We start from the raw sequence: 20879 nt of genomic DNA on the forward strand, positions 1-20879 counted from the left end.
GTTGTGAACCTGAACGCATAATACGGCCAGCGTTAACCGCATGATGTGGGTTGGTAATTTAGCCGTCACGGGATTGTCCTCTGCCAAAGTTTTAACCGGAATGATACTATAATGCTTAGGTTGATTGAAACAAACAAAGGTAAAAGAAGCGCAAAACAATCCCGGCACCCTTTATGTTGTGCCAACACCTATCGGTAATTTAAGCGATATGACCGAGCGTGGCATACGAACACTGCTTGAAGTGGACTATGTGGCTGCCGAAGACACTCGCCATAGTAAGCCGTTGTTACAACAGGTTGGTTCTAAAGCTCGGCTTATTGCTTTACACGAACACAACGAAAAGCAAAAGACCGCAGCGGTCATGGAATTATTAAGCAACGGACTCAATGTTGCACTGATCAGTGATGCCGGCACACCATTAATTAGTGACCCCGGCTATATTATTGTCAGCCGTTGTCGGCAGCAGGGGTTACCGGTTGTTGCCTTACCCGGGCCTTGCGCTATTACCACTGCCTTGAGTGGTGCGGGGGTCGCGACTGACCGTTTTAGCTTTGAGGGCTTTTTGGCTGCTAAGCCACAACAACGCAGAAAACAGCTGGCGACTCTGGCTGAAGAACCGCGCACCATGGTGTTTTATGAAACACCACATCGTATTATGCACACCCTTGAGGATATTCATGAGACGCTGGGTGATGGCCGCGAGCTAGTGTTAGCAAGAGAGCTGACAAAGCAATTCGAAACCTATTTATATGGTAACGCCTCACAACTCTTGCAACGCCTGACCGACGATCCTAACCAGCAGCGTGGCGAAATGGTGCTGATTATCAGTGGTTATGTGGCGCCGGCCGACGCTGACGATCAACCTGACCTGCAGGCGCAAAAAGCGTTGGCGATATTGGTACAGGAATTACCGTTAAAAAAAGCGGCAGCGATCGTAGCGCAGCTTTATGACGAGCGAAAAAATGCACTGTACCAGTGGGGACTTAAAAACCTCAATAATTGATTGAGCTCTGTCGCTACAGTGCGTATGATTGCGCGCTTGGGAAGCCTGCCAGACAATCGCTGCTCATGCATGCATGAGGGGAGGAAAGTCCGGGCTCCACAGGGCAGGGTGCCAGGTAACGCCTGGGCGGCGCAAGCCGACGACTAGTGCAACAGAGAGTATACCGCCGATGGCCGCTTGCGGCACAGGTAAGGGTGAAAGGGTGCGGTAAGAGCGCACCGCGTGGCTGGTAACAGTTCACGGCACGGTAAACTCCACCCGGAGCAAGGTCAAATAGGGGTTCATTGGCGCGGCCCGCGTTGAACCCGGGTAGACTGCTTGACGATCATGGCAACGTGATCGCTAGATGAATGATTGTCCACGACAGAACCCGGCTTATCGGCGGGCTTCCCTCCTTCTTCTTTTTTACTTCTTTAAAATGCCTTTACCCTTCAACCACTTGTCGTAAATGATTCGAAAAGCCCGCGAAAAGCCTGCTATTTGCGTGGTTTTTAACTTGACAGTGGGAACTTTAACTACCTAGACTGTAACATTGTGGGGATTTGTGGATAATAGTGGATCGTAATGATCAGGTGAGGATCATGTTCCGAGGGGCTACAACGATCAGTCTGGACAGCAAAGGCCGCTTAGCGATACCTGCTAAGTATCGAAATGCCTTGTCTATCGACTGCGAAGGTAAAATGGTATGCACGATTGATATTAAGCAACCGTGCCTATTGTTGTATCCGTTACCGGAATGGCAAATCATCGAGAAAAAACTGACGCAATTATCCAGTATGAACCCAGCAGAACGCCGGCTACAACGGCTTTTGCTCGGCCATGCAGACGACTGTGAAATGGATAAAAATGGTCGCCTGTTACTCTCTGCACCACTTCGCCAGCATGCAGGACTAGATAAAAAATTAATGCTGGTTGGGCAATTAAACAAATTTGAGATTTGGGACGAGGCCGCGTGGCACGACCAAATCGCGCAGGATATGGATGTCGAGCGCGACGGCGAATTTATCTTGAATGAGCGCTTGGAAGATTTTTCATTATAATGACAACAACGACACCGCAACATGTTTCGGTGCTACTGGAAGAATCCATCGCTGCACTAGTGATTGATCCACAAGGCACCTATATTGACGCCACGTTCGGACGCGGTGGCCACACCCGTGCGTTGTTACAAAAACTAGGCGAAAGCGGACGTGTTATTGCACTTGATCAAGATCCTCAAGCGATAGCCGCCGCTGAACACATAGATGATCCGCGGTTTAGCATTATTCACACGCCATTCTCCCGGTTAGCAGATGTCATAACTCAGCACCAGCTTGAGCATCAAGTGACAGGCATTTTGTTTGATTTAGGGGTGTCGTCACCACAGCTCGACGATGCCGAACGCGGTTTTAGCTTTATGCGTGACGGGCCACTGGATATGCGCATGGATACAAGTCGCGGAGAAACCGCAGCTGAGTGGCTGAATAAAGCGAGCTTCGACGACATTGTTTATGTCTTGAAAGTGTATGGGGAAGAGCGCTTTGCGCGTAAAATCGCCCGCGCGGTTGTGCACGACCGTGACCAAGAGCCTTTTACCCGGACCAAACAGCTGGCCGACCTAATCGGCCGCGTGGCACCGAACAAAGAGCGTCATAAACACCCGGCAACGCGTTCATTCCAGGCTATTCGGATTCATATTAATCGCGAACTAGAACAAATTGAACAAGCGCTTGATGCATCGCTGGGCGTTAAAAGAAGATGGCCGGCTAGTAGTGATAAGTTTTCATAGTCTTGAAGATCGCATTGTGAAGCGCTTTATGCGTCATCATAGTCAGGGCAAACAGGTTCCGGCAGGGTTACCCCTGACAGAGGCTGAATTAAATAAAGATCGCTCACTGCAATTAGTCGGTAAAGCAATCAAGCCAAGCGAAGCTGAACTTCAGCATAACCCGCGAGCACGCAGTTCGGTGTTGCGTATAGCGAGGAGACTAGCTCATGGCTAAGCAACGCTATCCAGCCTTACCGGTTATGCTATTGCAAGATTTGCGGCGCTATAAATATGTGATCGCATTAATGTTGTTGGTTATTGCAACCGCATTGACGGTCATTTATATCGCACATCAAAATCGTCAGTTAACGTCTGCCCGGGATCAATTACTATCTCAGCGAGATTTGCTTGACCGTGAATGGCGCCATTTAGTGATCGAACAGAATGCGTTGACTGAACACAGCCGTGTAGAACGTATTGCGCAAGAACAGCTGGGTATGGTTGAAGTTACGCCGGAACGCGAAGTGGTGGTACCATGGCAATGACACCGCGGCGCAAACCAGCGGTTAAACGTAACCGCAAAAATACCAAGCCTGTTGGCACCCAATGGCGCTTTTATGTGGCTGTCGGCGTGTTGTTTTCTGTTTTCAGCGTACTGATAGCGCGAGCGGCCTATATCCAGGTTATTAGCCCTGAACGTTACTCGATGCAGGGCGATATGCGCTCACTGAGATCAGCCAGCCTTAGTGTTCAGCGCGGTATGATCGTCGACCGCAATGGTCGTGAACTGGCCGTAAGTGTGCCGGTTGAGACAGTCTGGGCTGATCCGCAGCGTATTGCTGAACATAATGCTCTTGCTGATACCAGTCGCTGGCAAGCATTGGCAGAAACTTTCCGTATGAACCGTGATGAGCTTATCGGAAAAGTCTCGGATCCTGAGCGGCGTTTTGTCTACCTGCAACGTAAGGTTACTCCCAGCGAGGCTGAATACGTTCGCGACTTAAACATCCCCGGCGTGTACTTGAAAACCGAATCACGCCGTTATTATCCTACCGGCGAAATTAGTGCTCACTTACTGGGTATCACTAATATAGACGGGCAGGGTCAGGAAGGCCTTGAACTACTTTATGACGAACACTTAACCGGTACACCCGGTAAACGAGTTTATCGCAAGGATGCGCAAGGACGGGTTATTGAGGAGATCAGCCAGACTGAAGCCCAACAACCTAAACAATTAACCTTAAGTATCGATCAACGAATTCAGGCTACTGCTTACACCGAGTTGAAAAAAGCCGTGCGCTACAATCAGGCAACCTCGGGTAGTGCGGTGGTCATCGATGTCGATACCGGCGAAATTCTGGCCATGGTTAATAGCCCGTCCTTTAATCCTAACAATCGCGCGGATTTGCAAAGCTTTAAAATGCGAAACCGGGTGATTACCGATAGCTATGAGCCGGGCTCCACCGTTAAACCACTGGTGGTCTTGAGTGCGCTCGAAAACGGCCTTTATAAGGCCGGCGATAGCATCGATACCGCCCGGGTTGGCTGAGAATTGGCGGTCGCCGCGTCAGTGACCCACGCAACTATGGGGAGTTAAGTCTGGGCGGTATTTTAGAGCACTCCTCGAATGTCGGTGTCACTAATATTGCGCTGGAACTTGGCGTCGATAAATTACTACAGACTTATTTTGACGTCGGCTTTGGCAACGGTACCGGGGTGTCATTGCTGGGCGAGAGTATGGGGCTATTTGGTAATCGTCGTCGCTGGTCAGATTTTGAATTGGCGACCTTGTCCTACGGTTACGGTTTGTCGACCACCACGCTGCAACTGGCGCGCGCCTATACCACTATCGCCAGCGGCGGAATGTTGCGTCCGTTAACGATTTTCCGACAAGAGTCACCGCTTCCGGCTGAACAAGTATTTAGTCCGGATAATACTCGCGCTGTTTTGCGGATGATGGAGCGCGTGGTTAATGAAGGCACGGCCACGGAAGCGCAAGTGCCAGGTTACCGTATTGCCGGTAAAACGGGTACAACCCGGAAAATTCGAGCCGCAGGCGGTTACGGCGACGAATATGTTGCTTTATTTGCCGGTGTAGCGCCGGCATCGAACCCGGAAGTAGTAGTGGTTGTGACCATTAATGAGCCGGGTACCGATGATTATTATGGTGGTACGGCGGCAGCCCCGGTTTTTTCGGAAATTGTCGGCCAAACCATGCGCTTATTAAATGTTCCCCCCGATAACTTGCACAACGAGCCGATGAAGGCCGCCAGCATGGGAGGGTCGGCGCCATGATGTTGAGCCAACTACTAGAGATGATTCACAAGCCACTGCCGCAAGTGGCCGTCAGTGGTATTAAGTTAGATAGCCGACAAGTCGCCAATGGCGATTTGTTTGTTGCAGTACCCGGCTACTTATCCGATGGCCGTGACTTTATTCAACAGGCGATTGAAAGCGGTGCCGCCGCCGTGTTGGCAGAGGCAGAATCGGTTGCAATAGATTACCAACACGACGTACCGGTGATAAGAATGCCGGCCGTCAAAGAACAGCTATCGGCAATTGCAGGGCAATTTTTTAAGCACCCGTCGCAGCGAGCAAAGGTTATTGGGGTAACAGGCACTAATGGTAAAACATCAGTGACCCACCTGGTTGCGCAGCTAGCCAAACTTATTGGTTGCGAGGCAGCCGTTATAGGAACCACCGGCAGTGGCTTGATTGGCCATTTGTTGCCGGAAAAGCACACCACGCCTGATGCTGTTACCGTGCAGCAACGGCTGGCGACTCTGGTTGCTGAAGGTGCCCAGTGGATTGCCATGGAGGTATCTTCGCATGCGTTGGTGCAGCGTCGGGTAGAGGCACTGACCTTTAGTGCGGTAGCGGCCACCAACATTAGTCGTGACCACCTCGATTATCATGGCACCATGGATAATTATGTGCGCGCTAAATATCGTTTGTTTACTGATTTTGATTCGTACCAGCAAGTGCTTAATGTTGACGATGTGATGTTGCAGCAATGGCGTGACGATAATCCGAAAGCTATTGCAACCAGCCTTTTTAAAACGCCAGAGGGGACCTCGCTAGTCGCAACTAATATTCGTTACCATGCCGATGGCACCGCATTTGACGCCGTTTACACGCGCGCCGATGGTGAACAGGAAACGGCGGCAGTGCGCTCGCCATTGCTGGGCCAATTCAATGTTTATAACTTACTGACGGCGCTGGCGGTTGGCGTTAGCCAGGGCGAGGCATTAGCAAAACTTGCTGGCGCCTGTAGTCAGTTGCAGCCGGTCCCAGGCCGAATGGAAGCCTTTCAAAACAGCCAGTCTGCATTAATTGTTGTTGACTACGCCCACACGCCGGATGCTCTGCAACAAGTGCTGCAAGCACTGCGTAAGCACTGCCGCGGAAAGTTGTGGTGCGTGTTTGGTTGTGGCGGCGACCGCGATCGTGGCAAGCGACCACAAATGGGTCAGATTGCGGCGGAATATGCGGATGAGGTTGTGGTTACAGATGATAACCCCCGAACAGAACCACCAGAACAAATTATTGCCGACATTCTAACCGGTACCGGAAACCAAAAACGAACCCGTGTTTTACGCGGCAGACGCGAAGCTGTGTTAGACACGATTGCGCGCGCCGGCAGCGATGATGTGGTCTTATTGGCGGGCAAAGGGCATGAAGACTATCAAGTTATCGGTGACGAACAGGTTGACTATAACGAGCGTGCCATAGTAGCAGACTGGCTGCGGGGGGATTGCGCATGATCAATGTAAGCTTGCAGTGGATTGCAGAAAAAATTGATGCCCGGATTATTGGTACTGATAACGCGGTATCGATAGTTGTTGATACGGTCAGCACTGACACCCGAAAGTCGCTCCAGGGTGCGTTGTTTATTGCCTTGCGTGGGCATAACTTTGATGCACATGAATTTATTCAACAAGCCGCGGATCAGGGGGCTAAGGCAATTATTTGTGAAAAGCCCGCCGACGTTGATTTGCCGCAGCTCATTGTGGAAGACAGCCGCTATGCACTGGGGCAATTGGGTGCCGCCGTTAAAGCAGAAGTCGCGCCTAAAACAGTTGCTATAACTGGTAGTAACGGTAAAACAACGGTTAAAGAGATGCTCGCTTCGATTTTGTCGCAGCGCCACTCAGTGTTGGCAACTCAGGGTAATTTTAACAATGACATCGGGGTGCCATTAACGTTATTGCGTTTAACCCCCGAACATGAGTATGCCGTTATCGAACTCGGTGCGAATCATCCCGGTGAGATTGCCTACACCACGGCGCTGACCAAACCCGATGTGGCGATATTGAATAACGTGAGTGCAGCCCACGTTGAAGGGTTTGGCTCAATACAGGGTGTTGCAAGAGCAAAAACCGAGATATTCCGGGGCTTGCCGGAAGATGGTTTGGCAATAACAACAATACACTCTGAATTTTTGCCGTGTTGGCAACGCAATCGGGAAGGCAAGCGTTGGCATACGTTTGGACTGGATAACAATGCTGATGTTTATGCGACCGATGTGAAGCTGGACGACGAAGGCTGTGCATCGTTTAGTTTAAATCTATTTGAACACCACACCTCCATTAGCTTGCAGTTAAGCGGCCGGCACAATGTGCTTAATGCCCTTGCTGCAAGTGCAGCAGCCTATGAACTAGGAGTTAGTTTAGTGGATATCATCAACGGGCTTGAAGCCGTTCAACCCGTTGCCGGTCGTTTGACCACCAGTAAGTTAAGCGAGCAGGTGCGCTTGATTGATGACACCTACAACGCCAGTGTTGCATCAACTAAGGCCGCACTTGACTTACTCGGCGGCTATAAGGGTTACCGCATCATGGTGTTGGGTGATATGGGGGAACTGGGTCCTGATTCGCGTGCTTATCACGAGGAAATCGGTGACCACGCGCTGCAATGCGACATTGATAACTTATACACCTTAGGCGTGCTGAGTCAGAGTGCCAGTGAGGTCTTTAACGGTAAGGGCGGGCGTCATTTCTCGTCAGTCGATGAGTTGGTGGCAGCGATTTTACAGAACATTACACAACAGCATAGCGACCGAGTGGTCACAGTGTTGGTTAAAGGGTCGCGTTCGGCTCAAATGGAACGCGTAGTAAACGCGTTAAAACAACAAATAACCTTATCCGCACCGGAGGACCAACACGCATGTTAGTTTGGCTGGCTGAATACCTGACGCAATTCGAGAGCGCGTTTAACGTGTTTTCGTACCTGACCTTGCGAGCCATATTAAGCGTGTTAACAGCCCTAGTGCTGTCATTGTGGTTGGGGCCGTGGATGATTGCCCGTTTGCAACGTCTGCAGATAGGACAAACGGTACGTGATGATGGCCCGCAGAGCCATTTAAGTAAGACCGGTACACCAACCATGGGTGGCGTGCTCATTTTAGTTGCGATTGTGGGTTCAAGCTTATTGTGGGCTGATCTCGACAACCGTTACGTGTGGGTCGTTCTGTTTGTGGTTATGGGTTTCGGACTGATTGGTTTTGTTGATGATTATCGAAAAGTCGTTCGTAAAGACCCTAAAGGCCTAATTGCGAAGTGGAAGTACTTCTGGCAGTCGGTTATTGCCAGTGTCGCCATTGTCTACCTTTACTGGTCCAGTTCGATGGCCGCAGAAACCGCCTTGTTAGTGCCGTTTTTTAAAGACGTAGCACCACAGCTGGGGCTGATGTATTTGCTGTTAGGTTACTTCGTAATTGTCGGTACCAGTAACGCCGTAAATTTAACCGATGGCCTGGATGGCCTGGCCATTATGCCGACCATCATGGTGGCTGGCGCGTTGGGCATATTTGCATACGCATCGGGCAATATTAATTTTGCCGATTATTTGCAAATCCCTCACTTGCCTTTATCCGGCGAGTTGTTGGTGGTGTGTGCAGCGATCGTCGGTGCGGGCTTGGGCTTTTTGTGGTTCAACACCTATCCGGCGATGGTTTTTATGGGTGATGTGGGCTCGCTATCGCTGGGCGCAACCTTGGGCGTTGTGGCCATATTAGTCCGGCAGGAACTGGTGTTGTTTATCATGGGCGGTGTTTTTGTTATGGAAACCGTTTCGGTCATGTTGCAGGTCGGCTCATACAAGTTGCGTGGTAAGCGCATTTTCAGAATGGCACCCATACACCATCACTACGAATTAAAAGGCTGGCCTGAACCCCGGGTAATCGTGCGGTTTTGGATTTTATCATTGATTTTTGTACTGATTGGCTTAGCAACACTCAAACTGAGATAGCAATAAGGAACTCATAATGGCAGCGGCTAGCGGGCAACAACTCCCGCCTCGGATAGACTGGCAACAGATAGAGCAAGTAACCGTGCTGGGCTTAGGTAAGTCCGGTTGCTCGGTATTGCGCTTTTTATTGCGCCAGTTCAGCGGCCGTATCGAAGCAGGACAATTACAGGTCAATGTTTTTGATTCACGCACCGACGCCCCGGGTAAAGACGAAGCTATACAGTTACTTGGCAACGAGCAGGTCATCTGTGGTCCATGGGGACTTGAAGATACGCTGGCTGCTGATGTCATCGTGCTGAGTCCGGGCATCGATGCCCGCGATGAATCATTAGAGCTGGCGCGACAAGCGGGTGTTCGGGTTGTGGGTGATATTGAATTATTCGCACAGCAGGTTGATAAACCCGTCATCGCCATTACCGGTTCTAATGGCAAATCAACGGTTACCCGAATGGTTGAATTTATCGCCCAACAAGAGGGTATTAAGGCTATTGCTGCAGGCAATATCGGGTTGCCGGCGCTTGATGCGCTGGAGCAAGGCGCTGATCTTTATGTGCTGGAGCTTTCAAGTTTTCAGCTGGAAACGGTTGAAACCTTGGCACCCATAGCCGCGACTGTGCTTAACCTGAGCCCTGACCATTTAGACCGGTATGGCGACATGCAGGATTACGCTGCGGCAAAATTACGTATATACCAGCGCGCAGCGCAGCATGTCATTAATCGCCAACAACCTGATTGCCAGCCGGTAAATGCCGCTAGCGGCTGTGTTCAGCGATTTTTTGGTGCAGACGCAGCAGCGCAAGATTTTGGTTTGGTTCAGCATCAGCAAGAAACCTGGATAACCCATAACGGACGCTTGCTGCTGGGTGCGCATCAACTCGGCGTGCAGGGCATTCATAATTTGCTCAATGCACAGGCTGCCATTGCGTTAGCCATGGCCGCTGATATTGAGCCGAACGCAGCAGCTCGCCATTTAACCCGATTTAACGGGCTCGCGCACCGTTGTCAGTTAGTCAAAGAACGTGACGGCGTTAAGTGGGTCAATGATTCTAAAGCGACCAATATGGGCGCTACCGAAGCCGCGATTGAAGGCATGCGGCCCATAGTGCTCGGTAAGTTAATTGTTATTGCCGGGGGGGTTGGTAAAGGCGCTGACTTTACTGAGTTAACCACAGCCCTTAGCAAGGTTGATGTATTACTAACGATTGGCGAGGACGGACCTAAAATTGGTCGCTTGTTTAATGGCTCTCGTCAACTTAATGACCTGAGCGCAGCGGTAAGGCTGGCCAGTTCGTTAGCTGAAAGCGGTGATATGGTGCTGCTATCACCTGCGTGCGCTAGCTTTGATCAATTTGCCAACTTTGAACAGCGCGGTGAGCAGTTTGCGCAACTGGTGGAGGCCTGTTATGAGCAAAGCGCATGAGCAGCAGCTCGACCTTAACATGGCTGCCGCTGCGGGGCGTAACCCCTTACTGGCGTTGCGGGACTGGTTATGGCCGGGCTACTCCACCAGCCTGTATGACCGAGTTCTACTAACACTAGCGGTTACCATGCTGTTATTCGGTTTTGTGATGGTTGCCTCTGCGTCACTCCCTACAGCTGAAAAGCTAACCGGTAATCCGTTCCATTTTGCCCTACGTCATACGGTTTATGTCGTTGCCGGGCTAATTACGTTGTTAGTGACATTAGCGGTGCCGATGCAAACCTGGCAACAACATAGCGGCAAACTGTTGCTGGTGGGCCTGGCGCTGCTGGTGTTGGTACTTGTAGCGGGGCATTCGGTCAACGGCGCCCAGCGTTGGATAAAAATAGGTCCGATCACGATACAAGTGGCGGAGCTGGCCAAGCTGTTTTTCTATATCTACATGGCGAGTTATTTAGGGCGTCGCGAAGACGAGATCCGCGAAGCATTAAAAGGCTTTATTAAGCCGCTGGCGTTGCTGTTCATTGCTGCTGTGCTGCTGTTGATGCAACCTGACTTTGGTACTGTCGCAGTGATGTCGGCGACCACTATCGCGATGCTGTTTTTAGCCGGTGCCAAACTATGGCAGTTCTTTGGTGTATTCATTACGTTTATGCTGGCATTGATTCTGCTCATTATTGTCGAGCCCTACCGGATGCAGCGAATGCTGACATTCCTGGAGCCTGAGAAAGACCCATTTGGCGCAGGTTATCAATTAATGCAGTCGCTTATTGCCTTTGGCCAAGGGCAGTTTAGTGGTCTGGGGCTGGGCAATAGTATTCAAAAACTGCAGTACCTGCCCGAAGCGCATACCGATTTTATTATGTCAGTAGTTGCCGAAGAGCTTGGCTTTATTGGCGTTGTTGCTGTAATTAGCCTGGTGCTTATGCTGGTTAGTCGCGCGTTAGTCATCGGTCGCCGTTGCCTGGCTATAGAACAGCGGTACGGTGGCTACCTGGCGTACGGTATTGGGGTTTGGTTTAGTTTGCAGGCATTTGTCAATATTGGTGTTGCCTCCGGCGCTTTACCGACCAAGGGCTTAACCTTGCCGTTGATTAGTTACGGAGGCACCAGTTTGGTGGTGTCAGCGATGGCGGTAGGGATTCTGCTGCGTATTGATCACGAACGTCGTATGTCAGGGCGCAAAGTAACGCCGCGTGGAGGTGCTGAATGAAGCGCATCGTGATCGCGGCAGCAGGCACTGGCGGGCATGTGTTCCCGGCATTGGCGGTGGCTAAAAAGCTTATTGCTGAGGGCTGGCAGGTGGACTGGGTTGGTACCCGCGAAGCCAGGCTGGAAGCGAAAGTGGTGCCGGCCAACGGTATTGCTTTACATCAGATTAGTATGACCGGCGTGCGCGGTCATGGAGCCAAGCGCCTGCTTAAAGCTCCGTGGACGTTGCTGTCGGCCGTGCGTCAGTGCCGGGCATTGTTAAAGCAATTACAACCTGACGTGGTATTGACCTTTGGTGGTTATGTTTGTGCGCCAATGGGTATGGCCGCGCGCTGGGCCGGTGTGCCGCTGTTGGTACATGAGCAAAATGCGGTAGCAGGCATGACAACGCGGCTATTAGCGCCCATTGCGTCGGTAGTAATGCTGGGCTTGCCGCTTGCTAAAAAACCGTTACGGCAGGCACAGCAGGTTGGAAATCCGCTGCGCGAGGAGATTGAACGATTGGCCTTGCAAGCAGCAGAAAATAATAGCGAAACGGCAGACAAACTGTCGATTCTTGTGGTCGGCGGAAGTTTGGGCGCCAAGGTCTTAAATGACGTACTGCCCCAAGCTACAGCAAAACTGGCCATGCCCGTTAAGGTGGTACATCAGTGTGGTGAGGGGAATAGTCCTGCCGTGCGGAAGGGGTACGCTAGCCAGGCCGGAAATCAGCAACATAGCCTTTCGGTTAGCGACTTTATCGACGACATGGCAAGCGCATATTGCAACGCGGATTTGGTCATTTGCCGGGCCGGAGCACTTACTGTATCAGAGCTTGCAGCATTAGCTAAGCCGGCAATCTTTGTGCCGCTTCCACATGCAGTTGATGACCATCAAACAGCTAACGCACGCGTGTTAGTGGACGCTGGAGCCGCGCTTTTGCTGCCACAAGCCGAACTAACTGCAGAGCAACTTGCAAAGCAGTTGCAAAGTTTATTGCAAGACCCTGACCAACTGTGGAAAATGGCGCGCTTCGCGCGTCAGTGTGCAAGTCCGCAGGCGGCACTTAATGTGGCGCAAAAATGTATTGATAGCGCTCGGAACCGAGCGGCGTAGCAGGTGAAATAAAATGACAGTAACAGCACAACAGCAACCTTTTACCATAGTGAACGTGCCGGAAATGCGCCGGGTTAAACGTATTCACTTTATTGGTATTGGTGGGGCCGGTATGGCCGGTATTGCTGAGGTGTTATTAAATCAAGGCTACCGCATCTCGGGCTCTGATATTGCAACCAACGCCAATACCGAGCGGTTGCAATCGCTGGGAGCCAATGTGGTCATTGGCCATAGCCATCACAATATTGAAGAGGCCAGTGTGGTGGTAGTGTCCAGCGCGATTAACCCCAACAATGAGGAGCTGCAGGCGGCTAAAGAGCAGCGCTTACCGATTGTGCGTCGCGCCGAGATGCTAGCTGAATTGATGCGCTTTCGACACGGTATTGCAGTTGCCGGTACTCACGGTAAAACGACCACTACGTCGCTGTTAGCAAGCGTTTTTGCCGAAGCTGAGCTTGATCCAACCTTTGTCATCGGTGGCTTGTTGAACTCTGCTGGCGCTAATGCGCGGCTGGGTAATAGTAAATACCTGATTGCCGAAGCAGACGAAAGCGATGCCTCATTTTTGCATCTGCAACCCATGGTAGCAGTGGTAACCAATATCGAAGCAGACCATATGGACACCTACGAAGGTGACTTTAGCAAACTGCTGGATACCTACGTTGAATTCTTACATAACCTGCCTTTTTATGGGCTGGCCGTTATGTGTACTGATGATCCGGTGGTGGCCGAACTGATACCACGCATTGGTCGCCAGGCGATCACCTATGGCTTTAACGAACAAGCGGATGTAAGGGCGGTCGATTATCAACAGTCAGGCGGCCAAAGCCGCTTTACGGTATTGCGTGATGGCCACGAACCATTAGCTGTAGTGCTTAATTTGCCGGGGCGTCACAACGTTTTGAATGCGCTGGCTGCTGTTGCCGTAGCGACTGACGAGGGTGTACCTGATGCGGCGTTGCAGCGCGCACTGGATAAGTTTGAAGGGATAGGCCGTCGGTTTCAGCATTATGGACAATTTGTTGTGCCACAATGGCCGGCTGATAAAAAAGCACGCGGTAGTGTCATGTTAGTCGATGATTACGGTCATCATCCGTCGGAAGTGGAGGCCACGATAAAAGCGGCTCGTGAGGGCTGGCCGGAAAAACGCTTAGTGATGGCATTTCAGCCGCACCGTTATTCGCGTACACGTGATCTGTATGAAGATTTCGTTAACGTACTGTCACAGGTGGATTCACTGTTATTGCTGGAAGTTTATAGCGCCGGAGAGGCAGCTGTGACCGGTGCCGACAGCCGCTCGTTGAGTCGTAGTATTCGTCAGCGCGGGCAGGTTGAACCGGTTTATGTGAGCTCGCCCGATGAACTGGTTAACGTTATTGGCGATATGCTGGAACCTAATGACCTGCTGTTAACTCAGGGGGCAGGCAATATTGGTGCACTGGCCAAGCGTTTGGCGTTTGATGTACTGGAACAGGAGCGGCGCTGATGACTAAGGGCTTTGGTAAAGTAGCAGTGCTGATGGGCGGCAGTTCAGCCGAACGAGCGGTGTCGTTAAAATCCGGTGCTGCAGTGTTGGCGGCATTAACAGAGCGCGGTATCGATGCCAGCGCCTTTGACCCCGCTGAGCAGCCGGTGCAGCAATTGATTGAACAGGGCTTTGAGCGGGTGTTTATCGCCTTGCATGGTCGCGGTGGTGAAGATGGCAGTATGCAAGGTGCATTACAAACGCTGGGATTGCCTTATACCGGCAGCGGTATTCTTGGCTGTGCACTGGCCATGGACAAAGTTCGAACGAAGCAAATTTGGCAGGCGATGGGACTGCCGGTTGCCGCCAGCATTAGCGTTAAGCCCCAGCATACCGATATTGATTGTGCCCGGGTTATTCATCAGTTGGGCGGACGGGTGATTGTTAAGCCTGCGAACGAAGGTTCGTCGATTGGCATGAGCGTGGCGAACAATGCTGAGCAACTGGCGCAAGCGCTGTCACAAGCATTCAACTATGACCAGCAGGTGTTGATTGAGCGTTGGATTGTGGGCAAAGAATATACCGTTGGGCTATTAGGTGCAGAGGCACTGCCGGTGATTCGGCTACAGACACCGCATGAGTTTTACGATTTTGATGCTAAGTACCAAGCGACCGATACTCAGTACCACTGCCCGGCGGGTTTAAATGATAGTGACGAACAGCAGTTACAAACGCTGGCAGTACAAGCATTCGATGCCTTGGGGTGTCATGGCTGGGGTCGTATTGATGCCATGCGCGATGAGCAGGGCCAATGGTATTTGCTAGAGGCTAATGCCGTGCCGGGTATGACCGAAAAGAGTCTGGTTCCGATGGCGGCACAAGCCCGGGGCATGGACTTTCCAGCACTGGTTGAGGCGATTTTGGCGCAGACGCTGGAGGCCTGATGTCCGTCAAGGTCAATCGACGTGCATTACCGAGTTGGAATTTTTGGCTCGGTTTATTGACCTGCATAGTGACATTGGTCGCCTTTGGGCTGGGATTGGCGAAATTGATTACGGTGCTTAAGGATGAGCAACAGGTACCCTTGGCACGTTTAAACGTGCAGGGAGAATTGCAGCAGTTAAGTGAGCACGAAGTACGTGCGGCATTGACTCGACAACCGCTGGGCAGCTTTTTTACCGCGGATGTTAATGCCTTGCGGCAGCGGGTAGAACAGTTGCCCTGGGTAGCTAAAGCGTCGTTGCGTAAAGTTTGGCCGGACCGGCTTTCGGTATATATCACCGAGCGAGAACCGCTGGCCTATTGGAATAATGACCGTTTGGTCACGGCATCGGGTGATGTGTTTAAAGCAGCTTTGGACAGCGACAAACTGGCGCAACCATTGCCTCGGTTGTTTGGTCCGGAAACCGCGGTAGAAACGACGCTGGAACAGTTTAACCGAGTGCAGCAGATGCTAGAGGTTAATGGCATGTCGGTGACAGCGATGCGCCTGACCGAACGTTTTGCAGTGAGTGTGGTGCTTGGTAATGGTATCGAGTTAAAACTTGGACGTGAGGCAACGTTAGAACGAATTAAACGCTTTATTGATTTGCTACCGCAAATCGAGGCACATAAAAACAGTGAACAAAACGCGTTAGCAACGGTTGATTTGAGGTACGATACCGGCGCGGCAGTGAGTTGGCGCAAACAAGAGCAAAAAGAGAGCTAAATCAATATGTCGAAAGCAACAGAACGTCAAATGGTAGTAGGGCTGGATATCGGGACCAGTAAGGTTACCGCGCTCATCGGCGAACTGCTGCCGGATGATGAAATTAGCGTGGTTGGTGTAGGCGTGACGACTGCCCGGGGTATGGATAAAGGCGGGGTTAATGACCTTAACTTAGTGGTGCAGTCTATCCAGCGCGCGGTTGACGAAGCGGAACTGATGGCAGACTGCCGTGTTGCCTCGGTATTTTTAAATATCTCCGGGCGCCATATTTCCTGCCAGAACGAAAGTGGCATGGTGCCAATTAACGAAGCCGAAGTAACTCAGGATGACGTTGATAATGTTATCCATGCTGCACAGTCGGTACCGATTGCTAAAGAGCGGCGCATATTACATGTGTTACCACAAGAATATGTTATCGACTCGCAGGAAAGTATTCGCAGCCCCATTGGCATGTCAGGGGTGCGCATGGAGTCGAAAGTTCACATCATTACTTGTGCCAACGATATGGCAAAAAATATTACCAAAGCGGTTGAGCGTTGTGGACTGCAGGTAGATAAACTGATTTTTTCGGCGTTGGCGTCGAGTATCTCGGTGTTAACCGATGATGAGAAAGACCTTGGCGTGGCACTGGTGGATCTGGGCGGCGGAACTATTGATATTTGTATTTATGCCGGCGGCGTGTTGCGACACACGGCGGTTATCCCGGCTGCGGGTAATCAGGTCACCAGTGATATTGCTAAAATTTTCCGCACACCAACCAATCACGCGGAACAGATTAAAACACAGCATGCCTGTGCGTTGCGGCAAATGGTCAGTATGGAAGATACCATCGAAGTACCATCGGTAGGCGGCCGACCGGCACGCATGATGTCACGCCACACACTGGCGGAGGTGGTTGAACCTCGCTACCAGGAGTTATTTGAACTGGTGCGCGACGAAATCGTACAGAGCGGCTTAGACGAGCAAATTGCTGCCGGTGTGGTGATTACCGGTGGTAGCGCCAAAATGCAGGGTTGTGTCGAGTTTGCAGAAGAAATTTTTCAGATGCCGGTGCGCATTGGTAAGCCACTTAATGTTAAGGGCTTAAAAGATTATGTAGAGGATCCGGTTTATGCGACCGCGGTTGGCCTGTTACGCTATGGGCAGGAGAGTACGACGGCGGTGCAAAAGGAAAGCAGTAAAACTGACGTGATCGGTCTTTGGCAAAAAGTCCAAAGCTGGTTTAAAGGTGAGTTTTAACGCTGGGGTAGCACAATAAGAAAAGCAGGTAGGGAGAAATCTTATGTTTGAACTGATGGATAATTACGAAAGTGAAGCCGTCATAAAAGTCATCGGTGTTGGTGGTGGTGGCGGAAACGCCGTACAACACATGGTTAAAGAGTCTATCGAAGGTGTGCAGTTTATTGCTGCTAACACCGACGCACAGGCACTGCGTAACCATACTGCCGATGTCACCATTCAGTTAGGTGGTGAAATTACCAAGGGCTTGGGCGCAGGCGCAAACCCGGAAGTTGGTCGCCAGTCGGCTGAAGATGATCGCGAGGCCATTAAAGCACAATTAGAAGGTGCAGATATGGTCTTTATCGCCGCTGGCATGGGTGGTGGTACTGGAACAGGCGCGGCTCCGGTTGTCGCTGAAGTTGCTAAAGAACTGGGTATTCTGACCGTTGCGGTCGTCACCAAGCCGTTCCCGTTTGAGGGTAAAAAGCGCATGGCAGTTGCTGACGAGGGTATTAACGCCTTGTCGCAAAGTGTTGATTCGTTAATCACCATTCCAAACGAAAAATTGCTCAAAGTGATGGGTAAGGGTACGTCATTACTGGATGCCTTTAGTGCTGCTAACAATGTGTTATTGGGTGCGGTACAAGGTATTGCTGAGCTAATTACGCGTCCGGGTCTCATCAACGTCGACTTTGCCGACGTGCGTGCGGTGATGAAAGAAATGGGCACCGCGATGATGGGAACAGGTGTTGCCAGCGGTGAAGACCGTGCGCAGGAAGCGGCTGAAATGGCAATCAACAGTCCGCTGCTTGAGGACATCGATCTTTCTGGTGCGCGCGGCGTATTAGTTAACGTGACTGCCGGCATGGATATGAGCATTGACGAATTTGAAACCGTAGGTAATACGGTTAAAGCCTTTGCTTCTGATAATGCGACCGTCATTGTGGGTACTGTTATCGATACGGAAATGTCTGATGAGTTGCGTGTTACTGTAGTTGCCACAGGTATAGGTGCTGAGCGCAAACCTGATATCTCGCTGGTAAACAGCGGTCAGGCTACCAAGCGCGATGCGGCACCAAGTTACCGTGCAGACCTTGATCGCAGCGCTGCAGCACCGCGTTACGAAGAAGTCGAGGAGCAACAAGCGGAACCGCAGGCCGAGGCAGCTCGTAAAACTGCGCCTAAAAAACAGCAGGATAAAGAGCTGGATTATTTAGATATTCCGGCATTTTTGCGCAAACAAGTCGATTGATGCGTAAAAAATAAGCAAAATTTGCTTGCACCATGACAAATGTCGTATACTATGCGGCCGCGCTGGCATTGACGTTGAGTATAGCCAGTCGCTGTTTAAAGAGGTGAGTTTAGCTAATGGTAAAACAACGTACATTACAACAAGCGATCTCAACGACTGGTGTTGGGCTGCACAAGGGCAACAAAGTCAATTTGACGTTGCGCCCTGCGCCCGCTAACACTGGCTTGATATTTCGCCGTGTCGATTTGGATCCGGCGGTGGACATTCCTGCGCGAGCCGATTGGGTGCGGGACACACAGTTGTGTACGTGTTTGATAAACGAACAGAATGTTCGCATATCGACCGTTGAACACCTATTAGCTGCGCTTGCCGGCGTTGGTATTGATAACTGCATTATCGAAGTCGATTCACACGAAATTCCGATTATGGATGGCAGCTCACATCCCTTTGTCTACCTGCTACAAAGTGCGGGGATTGAAGAGCAGTCTGTGGCGAAGAAGTTTATTCGTATCAAGTCGCCAATTCGTGTTGAAGAGGAAGATGGCAAATGGGCGGAACTGCTACCCTACGATGGATTCCGCATTGATTTTGCCATCGACTTTGACCATCCGGCCATTGCTGAGACGGGTCAGGCAGTGTCAATGGACTTCAACAGCGGCGCTTTCATCAAAGAGATCAGCCGCGCGCGTACCTTTGGCTTTATGAAAGACATCGAGTATTTGCGTAAGAACAATCTTGCCTTGGGCGGGAGCTTCGATAATGCCGTGGTGTTAGACGAGTTCCGTGTGCTGAATACTGATGGCCTGCGTTACGACGACGAGTTTGTTAAGCATAAAATGCTCGATGCGATTGGCGACCTGTATATGGGTGGGCATAGTATTTTAGGTCACTTACGTGCATACAAATCGGGGCATGCGTTAAATAACCAGCTACTGCAAGCGTTGTTACAACAGCAGGAAGCCTGGGAATTTGTAACATTTGATGACGCTGAAGCCGAGTCTCCAATCACCTATTGGGCGCCAAGCCTAGCTTAATGTATTGACGGTAGCCTGCATTAGTCGGGCTACCACATCCTATCTGCCATCTTTAATAGTTCCGATTTTAATGGCTCCTGGCTGTTTTCCGCCAAACGTAAAATGCGTTCGCGACGCGACGCCTTCTCGCTGCTGGCTAGTGCACTGCGATCCAATTGCGGCTTCACCTTGATTTCGATTGTCTGAACAGCAACCGTCGCATCCTGTTGGAAATGCGTTATAATGCGCCCTTGTTGTAACTTTAATTGGGTTGCCCAAGTAGCCGAATCGGCCTCAACAATGAGTTTGTTATCGCGCACGTTAATCAGCTGACAGTGTTCGATAAGCGGTCGCTGTGCCGCTTCAGCAAACAATTGTTGCCATTGTTTCAGTTGAACGGCAAACTGTGCGTATCGTTGCAGTGTTTGCGATTGCGGCTCGACGTTGGAACGGAGCCATTGTTTGGGAGTTTTGGGTTTATGACTCATGGTGTTGTTTATACCTGGCGCTCGATTAAGAACCCTATAAAAGAGAGTATTCATGAGTTTATCAGTCTTTTACCGAGGCTCAAAAATACGATTTCGTTTTAGTCTGACGCGACGACGCTTGTTATCTTACACCGGTTTACTGAGTGTCGTACTGTTGGCTGCGTGGTCACCGTGGGAATACCAGGGGATCGATCCACAGCTGGCACAAGAGAAAATAACGGCTGAGCAGCGTAACTTAGCGGTCCAGCAGCAGGTTGTTGCCGAGATGCGCGAAAAGACCGAAAAAAAATTAGGCGCAATGACTGTTTATTTAGGCGAACTACGCGCGCAGGTGCGTCGCTTAGACGCGCTCGGTGAGCGTTTGGCAGAAAAAGCCAATCTCAGCAACGGAGAGTTTAACTTTAACAGTGACATTCCGCTGGGCGGCCCCGAAGCCGTCACCTCTGAGCTTCCCAAAGCGTCGGGCACCGATGTATTAGCCGAAATAGACCAGCTACTAAATCACATCTCGGATAAACAAAAACAGCTATCCCTCCTTGAATCTGTAATGATGAACCACAATGTCTCTAATGCGAGTTATATAGCTGGGCGTCCCATTAGCGAGGGGTGGCTATCATCGCAATACGGAGTAAGAAAAGATCCGTTTAACGGCACACCGGCAATGCATAAGGGCCTCGATTTTGCCAGTTATGCCGAGGACGTCAAAGTGGTGGCAACCGGTGCCGGCGTTGTAACCTGGGCCGGCGATAGATGGGGCTACGGTCAACTCATTGAAATCGACCATGGTGGCGGGCTAAAAACGCGCTATGGGCACAACGACACGTTGTTAGTTGAAGTCGGTGACGTGGTAACGCGCGGCCAGGCGATTGCCGAAATGGGTAACACGGGCCGTTCAACCGGACCGCACGTACATTATGAAGTGTTGCGCAATGACCAGCAAATTGACCCCAATCAGTTTGTTTATCGCAAGCTCGACGATGAATAAAAACAGATAAACGCGAGCGAC

At 50.9% G+C, this 20879-nt stretch carries 17 protein-coding genes, 1 other RNA gene and 2 pseudogenes; 19 read left to right on the plus strand and 1 reads right to left on the minus strand.

What is annotated here, in order from left to right:
• The first annotated feature begins 124 nt into the window (after window positions 1–124).
• From rsmI to lpxC, 18 genes and pseudogenes are all read left to right on the plus strand, one after another.
• Window positions 125–1003, plus strand: coding sequence for a 16S rRNA (cytidine(1402)-2'-O)-methyltransferase (gene rsmI / locus KZ771_RS13240; protein WP_290653887.1), 879 nt, complete (start codon window positions 125–127; stop codon window positions 1001–1003).
• Between the two features lie 40 nt (window positions 1004–1043).
• Window positions 1044–1397: RNase P RNA component class A (gene rnpB / locus KZ771_RS13245), an RNA gene on the plus strand.
• A gap of 187 nt (window positions 1398–1584) precedes the next feature.
• The gene (mraZ, locus tag KZ771_RS13250; protein ID WP_133539720.1) at window positions 1585–2043 is read left to right on the plus strand and encodes a division/cell wall cluster transcriptional repressor MraZ; all 459 of its coding nucleotides are present in this window, start codon (window positions 1585–1587) and stop codon (window positions 2041–2043) included.
• Window positions 2043–2985: pseudogene (rsmH, locus tag KZ771_RS13255) on the plus strand (16S rRNA (cytosine(1402)-N(4))-methyltransferase RsmH). The gene mraZ and the pseudogene rsmH overlap by 1 nt, the downstream one beginning before the upstream one ends.
• Window positions 2978–3295: a cell division protein FtsL gene (gene ftsL / locus KZ771_RS13260; RefSeq protein ID WP_133539716.1), complete on the plus strand. Its 318-nt coding sequence runs from the start codon at window positions 2978–2980 to the stop codon at window positions 3293–3295. The pseudogene rsmH and the gene ftsL overlap by 8 nt, the downstream one beginning before the upstream one ends.
• Window positions 3292–5045: pseudogene (locus KZ771_RS13265) on the plus strand (penicillin-binding transpeptidase domain-containing protein). Before ftsL ends, KZ771_RS13265 begins: the two are co-directional and overlap by 4 nt.
• On the plus strand, window positions 5042–6514 hold the full coding sequence (murE, locus tag KZ771_RS13270; protein ID WP_290653888.1) for a UDP-N-acetylmuramoyl-L-alanyl-D-glutamate--2,6-diaminopimelate ligase: 1473 nt from the start codon (window positions 5042–5044) through the stop codon (window positions 6512–6514). The pseudogene KZ771_RS13265 and the gene murE overlap by 4 nt, the downstream one beginning before the upstream one ends.
• Complete coding sequence (murF, locus tag KZ771_RS13275; protein WP_290653889.1) at window positions 6511–7923, plus strand: UDP-N-acetylmuramoyl-tripeptide--D-alanyl-D-alanine ligase; 1413 nt, start codon at window positions 6511–6513, stop codon at window positions 7921–7923. Before murE ends, murF begins: the two co-directional genes overlap by 4 nt.
• Window positions 7917–8999, plus strand: coding sequence for a phospho-N-acetylmuramoyl-pentapeptide-transferase (gene mraY, locus KZ771_RS13280; RefSeq protein ID WP_133539710.1), 1083 nt, complete (start codon window positions 7917–7919; stop codon window positions 8997–8999). Before murF ends, mraY begins: the two co-directional genes overlap by 7 nt.
• A gap of 16 nt (window positions 9000–9015) precedes the next feature.
• Entirely contained in the window at window positions 9016–10419 is a 1404-nt protein-coding gene (gene murD / locus KZ771_RS13285) for a UDP-N-acetylmuramoyl-L-alanine--D-glutamate ligase (protein ID WP_290653890.1), read from the plus strand.
• The gene (gene ftsW / locus KZ771_RS13290) at window positions 10403–11632 is read left to right on the plus strand and encodes a putative lipid II flippase FtsW (RefSeq protein ID WP_290653891.1); all 1230 of its coding nucleotides are present in this window, start codon (window positions 10403–10405) and stop codon (window positions 11630–11632) included. Before murD ends, ftsW begins: the two co-directional genes overlap by 17 nt.
• Window positions 11629–12726: an undecaprenyldiphospho-muramoylpentapeptide beta-N-acetylglucosaminyltransferase gene (gene murG / locus KZ771_RS13295; protein ID WP_290653892.1), complete on the plus strand. Its 1098-nt coding sequence runs from the start codon at window positions 11629–11631 to the stop codon at window positions 12724–12726. The genes ftsW and murG overlap by 4 nt, the downstream gene beginning before the upstream one ends.
• 13 nt (window positions 12727–12739) lie before the next feature.
• Window positions 12740–14212 (plus strand): UDP-N-acetylmuramate--L-alanine ligase, encoded by a 1473-nt coding sequence (gene murC / locus KZ771_RS13300; RefSeq protein ID WP_290573687.1) that lies wholly within the window; start codon window positions 12740–12742, stop codon window positions 14210–14212.
• On the plus strand, window positions 14212–15135 hold the full coding sequence (locus KZ771_RS13305) for a D-alanine--D-alanine ligase (protein WP_290653893.1): 924 nt from the start codon (window positions 14212–14214) through the stop codon (window positions 15133–15135). The genes murC and KZ771_RS13305 overlap by 1 nt, the downstream gene beginning before the upstream one ends.
• Complete coding sequence (locus KZ771_RS13310; protein ID WP_133539699.1) at window positions 15135–15899, plus strand: cell division protein FtsQ/DivIB; 765 nt, start codon at window positions 15135–15137, stop codon at window positions 15897–15899. The genes KZ771_RS13305 and KZ771_RS13310 overlap by 1 nt, the downstream gene beginning before the upstream one ends.
• A 6-nt stretch (window positions 15900–15905) precedes the next feature.
• Complete coding sequence (ftsA, locus tag KZ771_RS13315) at window positions 15906–17138, plus strand: cell division protein FtsA (protein WP_133539697.1); 1233 nt, start codon at window positions 15906–15908, stop codon at window positions 17136–17138.
• A gap of 43 nt (window positions 17139–17181) precedes the next feature.
• Window positions 17182–18372 (plus strand): cell division protein FtsZ, encoded by a 1191-nt coding sequence (gene ftsZ / locus KZ771_RS13320; RefSeq protein WP_133539695.1) that lies wholly within the window; start codon window positions 17182–17184, stop codon window positions 18370–18372.
• Window positions 18373–18488: 116 nt separating this feature from the next.
• On the plus strand, window positions 18489–19406 hold the full coding sequence (lpxC, locus tag KZ771_RS13325) for a UDP-3-O-acyl-N-acetylglucosamine deacetylase (protein ID WP_133539693.1): 918 nt from the start codon (window positions 18489–18491) through the stop codon (window positions 19404–19406).
• Between the two features lie 29 nt (window positions 19407–19435).
• On the opposite strand, the gene KZ771_RS13330 is transcribed toward lpxC, so the two are convergent.
• Window positions 19436–19873 (minus strand): DUF721 domain-containing protein, encoded by a 438-nt coding sequence (locus KZ771_RS13330; protein ID WP_290573690.1) that lies wholly within the window; start codon window positions 19871–19873, stop codon window positions 19436–19438.
• A gap of 52 nt (window positions 19874–19925) precedes the next feature.
• Between KZ771_RS13330 and KZ771_RS13335 the strand changes: the two genes are divergently transcribed.
• On the plus strand, window positions 19926–20858 hold the full coding sequence (locus KZ771_RS13335) for a M23 family metallopeptidase (protein WP_133539689.1): 933 nt from the start codon (window positions 19926–19928) through the stop codon (window positions 20856–20858).
• Window positions 20859–20879: the final 21 nt, after the last annotated feature.

The sequence above is a fragment of the Idiomarina sp. genome (assembly GCF_019431395.1).
Classification (GTDB): Bacteria; Pseudomonadota; Gammaproteobacteria; order Enterobacterales; family Alteromonadaceae; genus Idiomarina.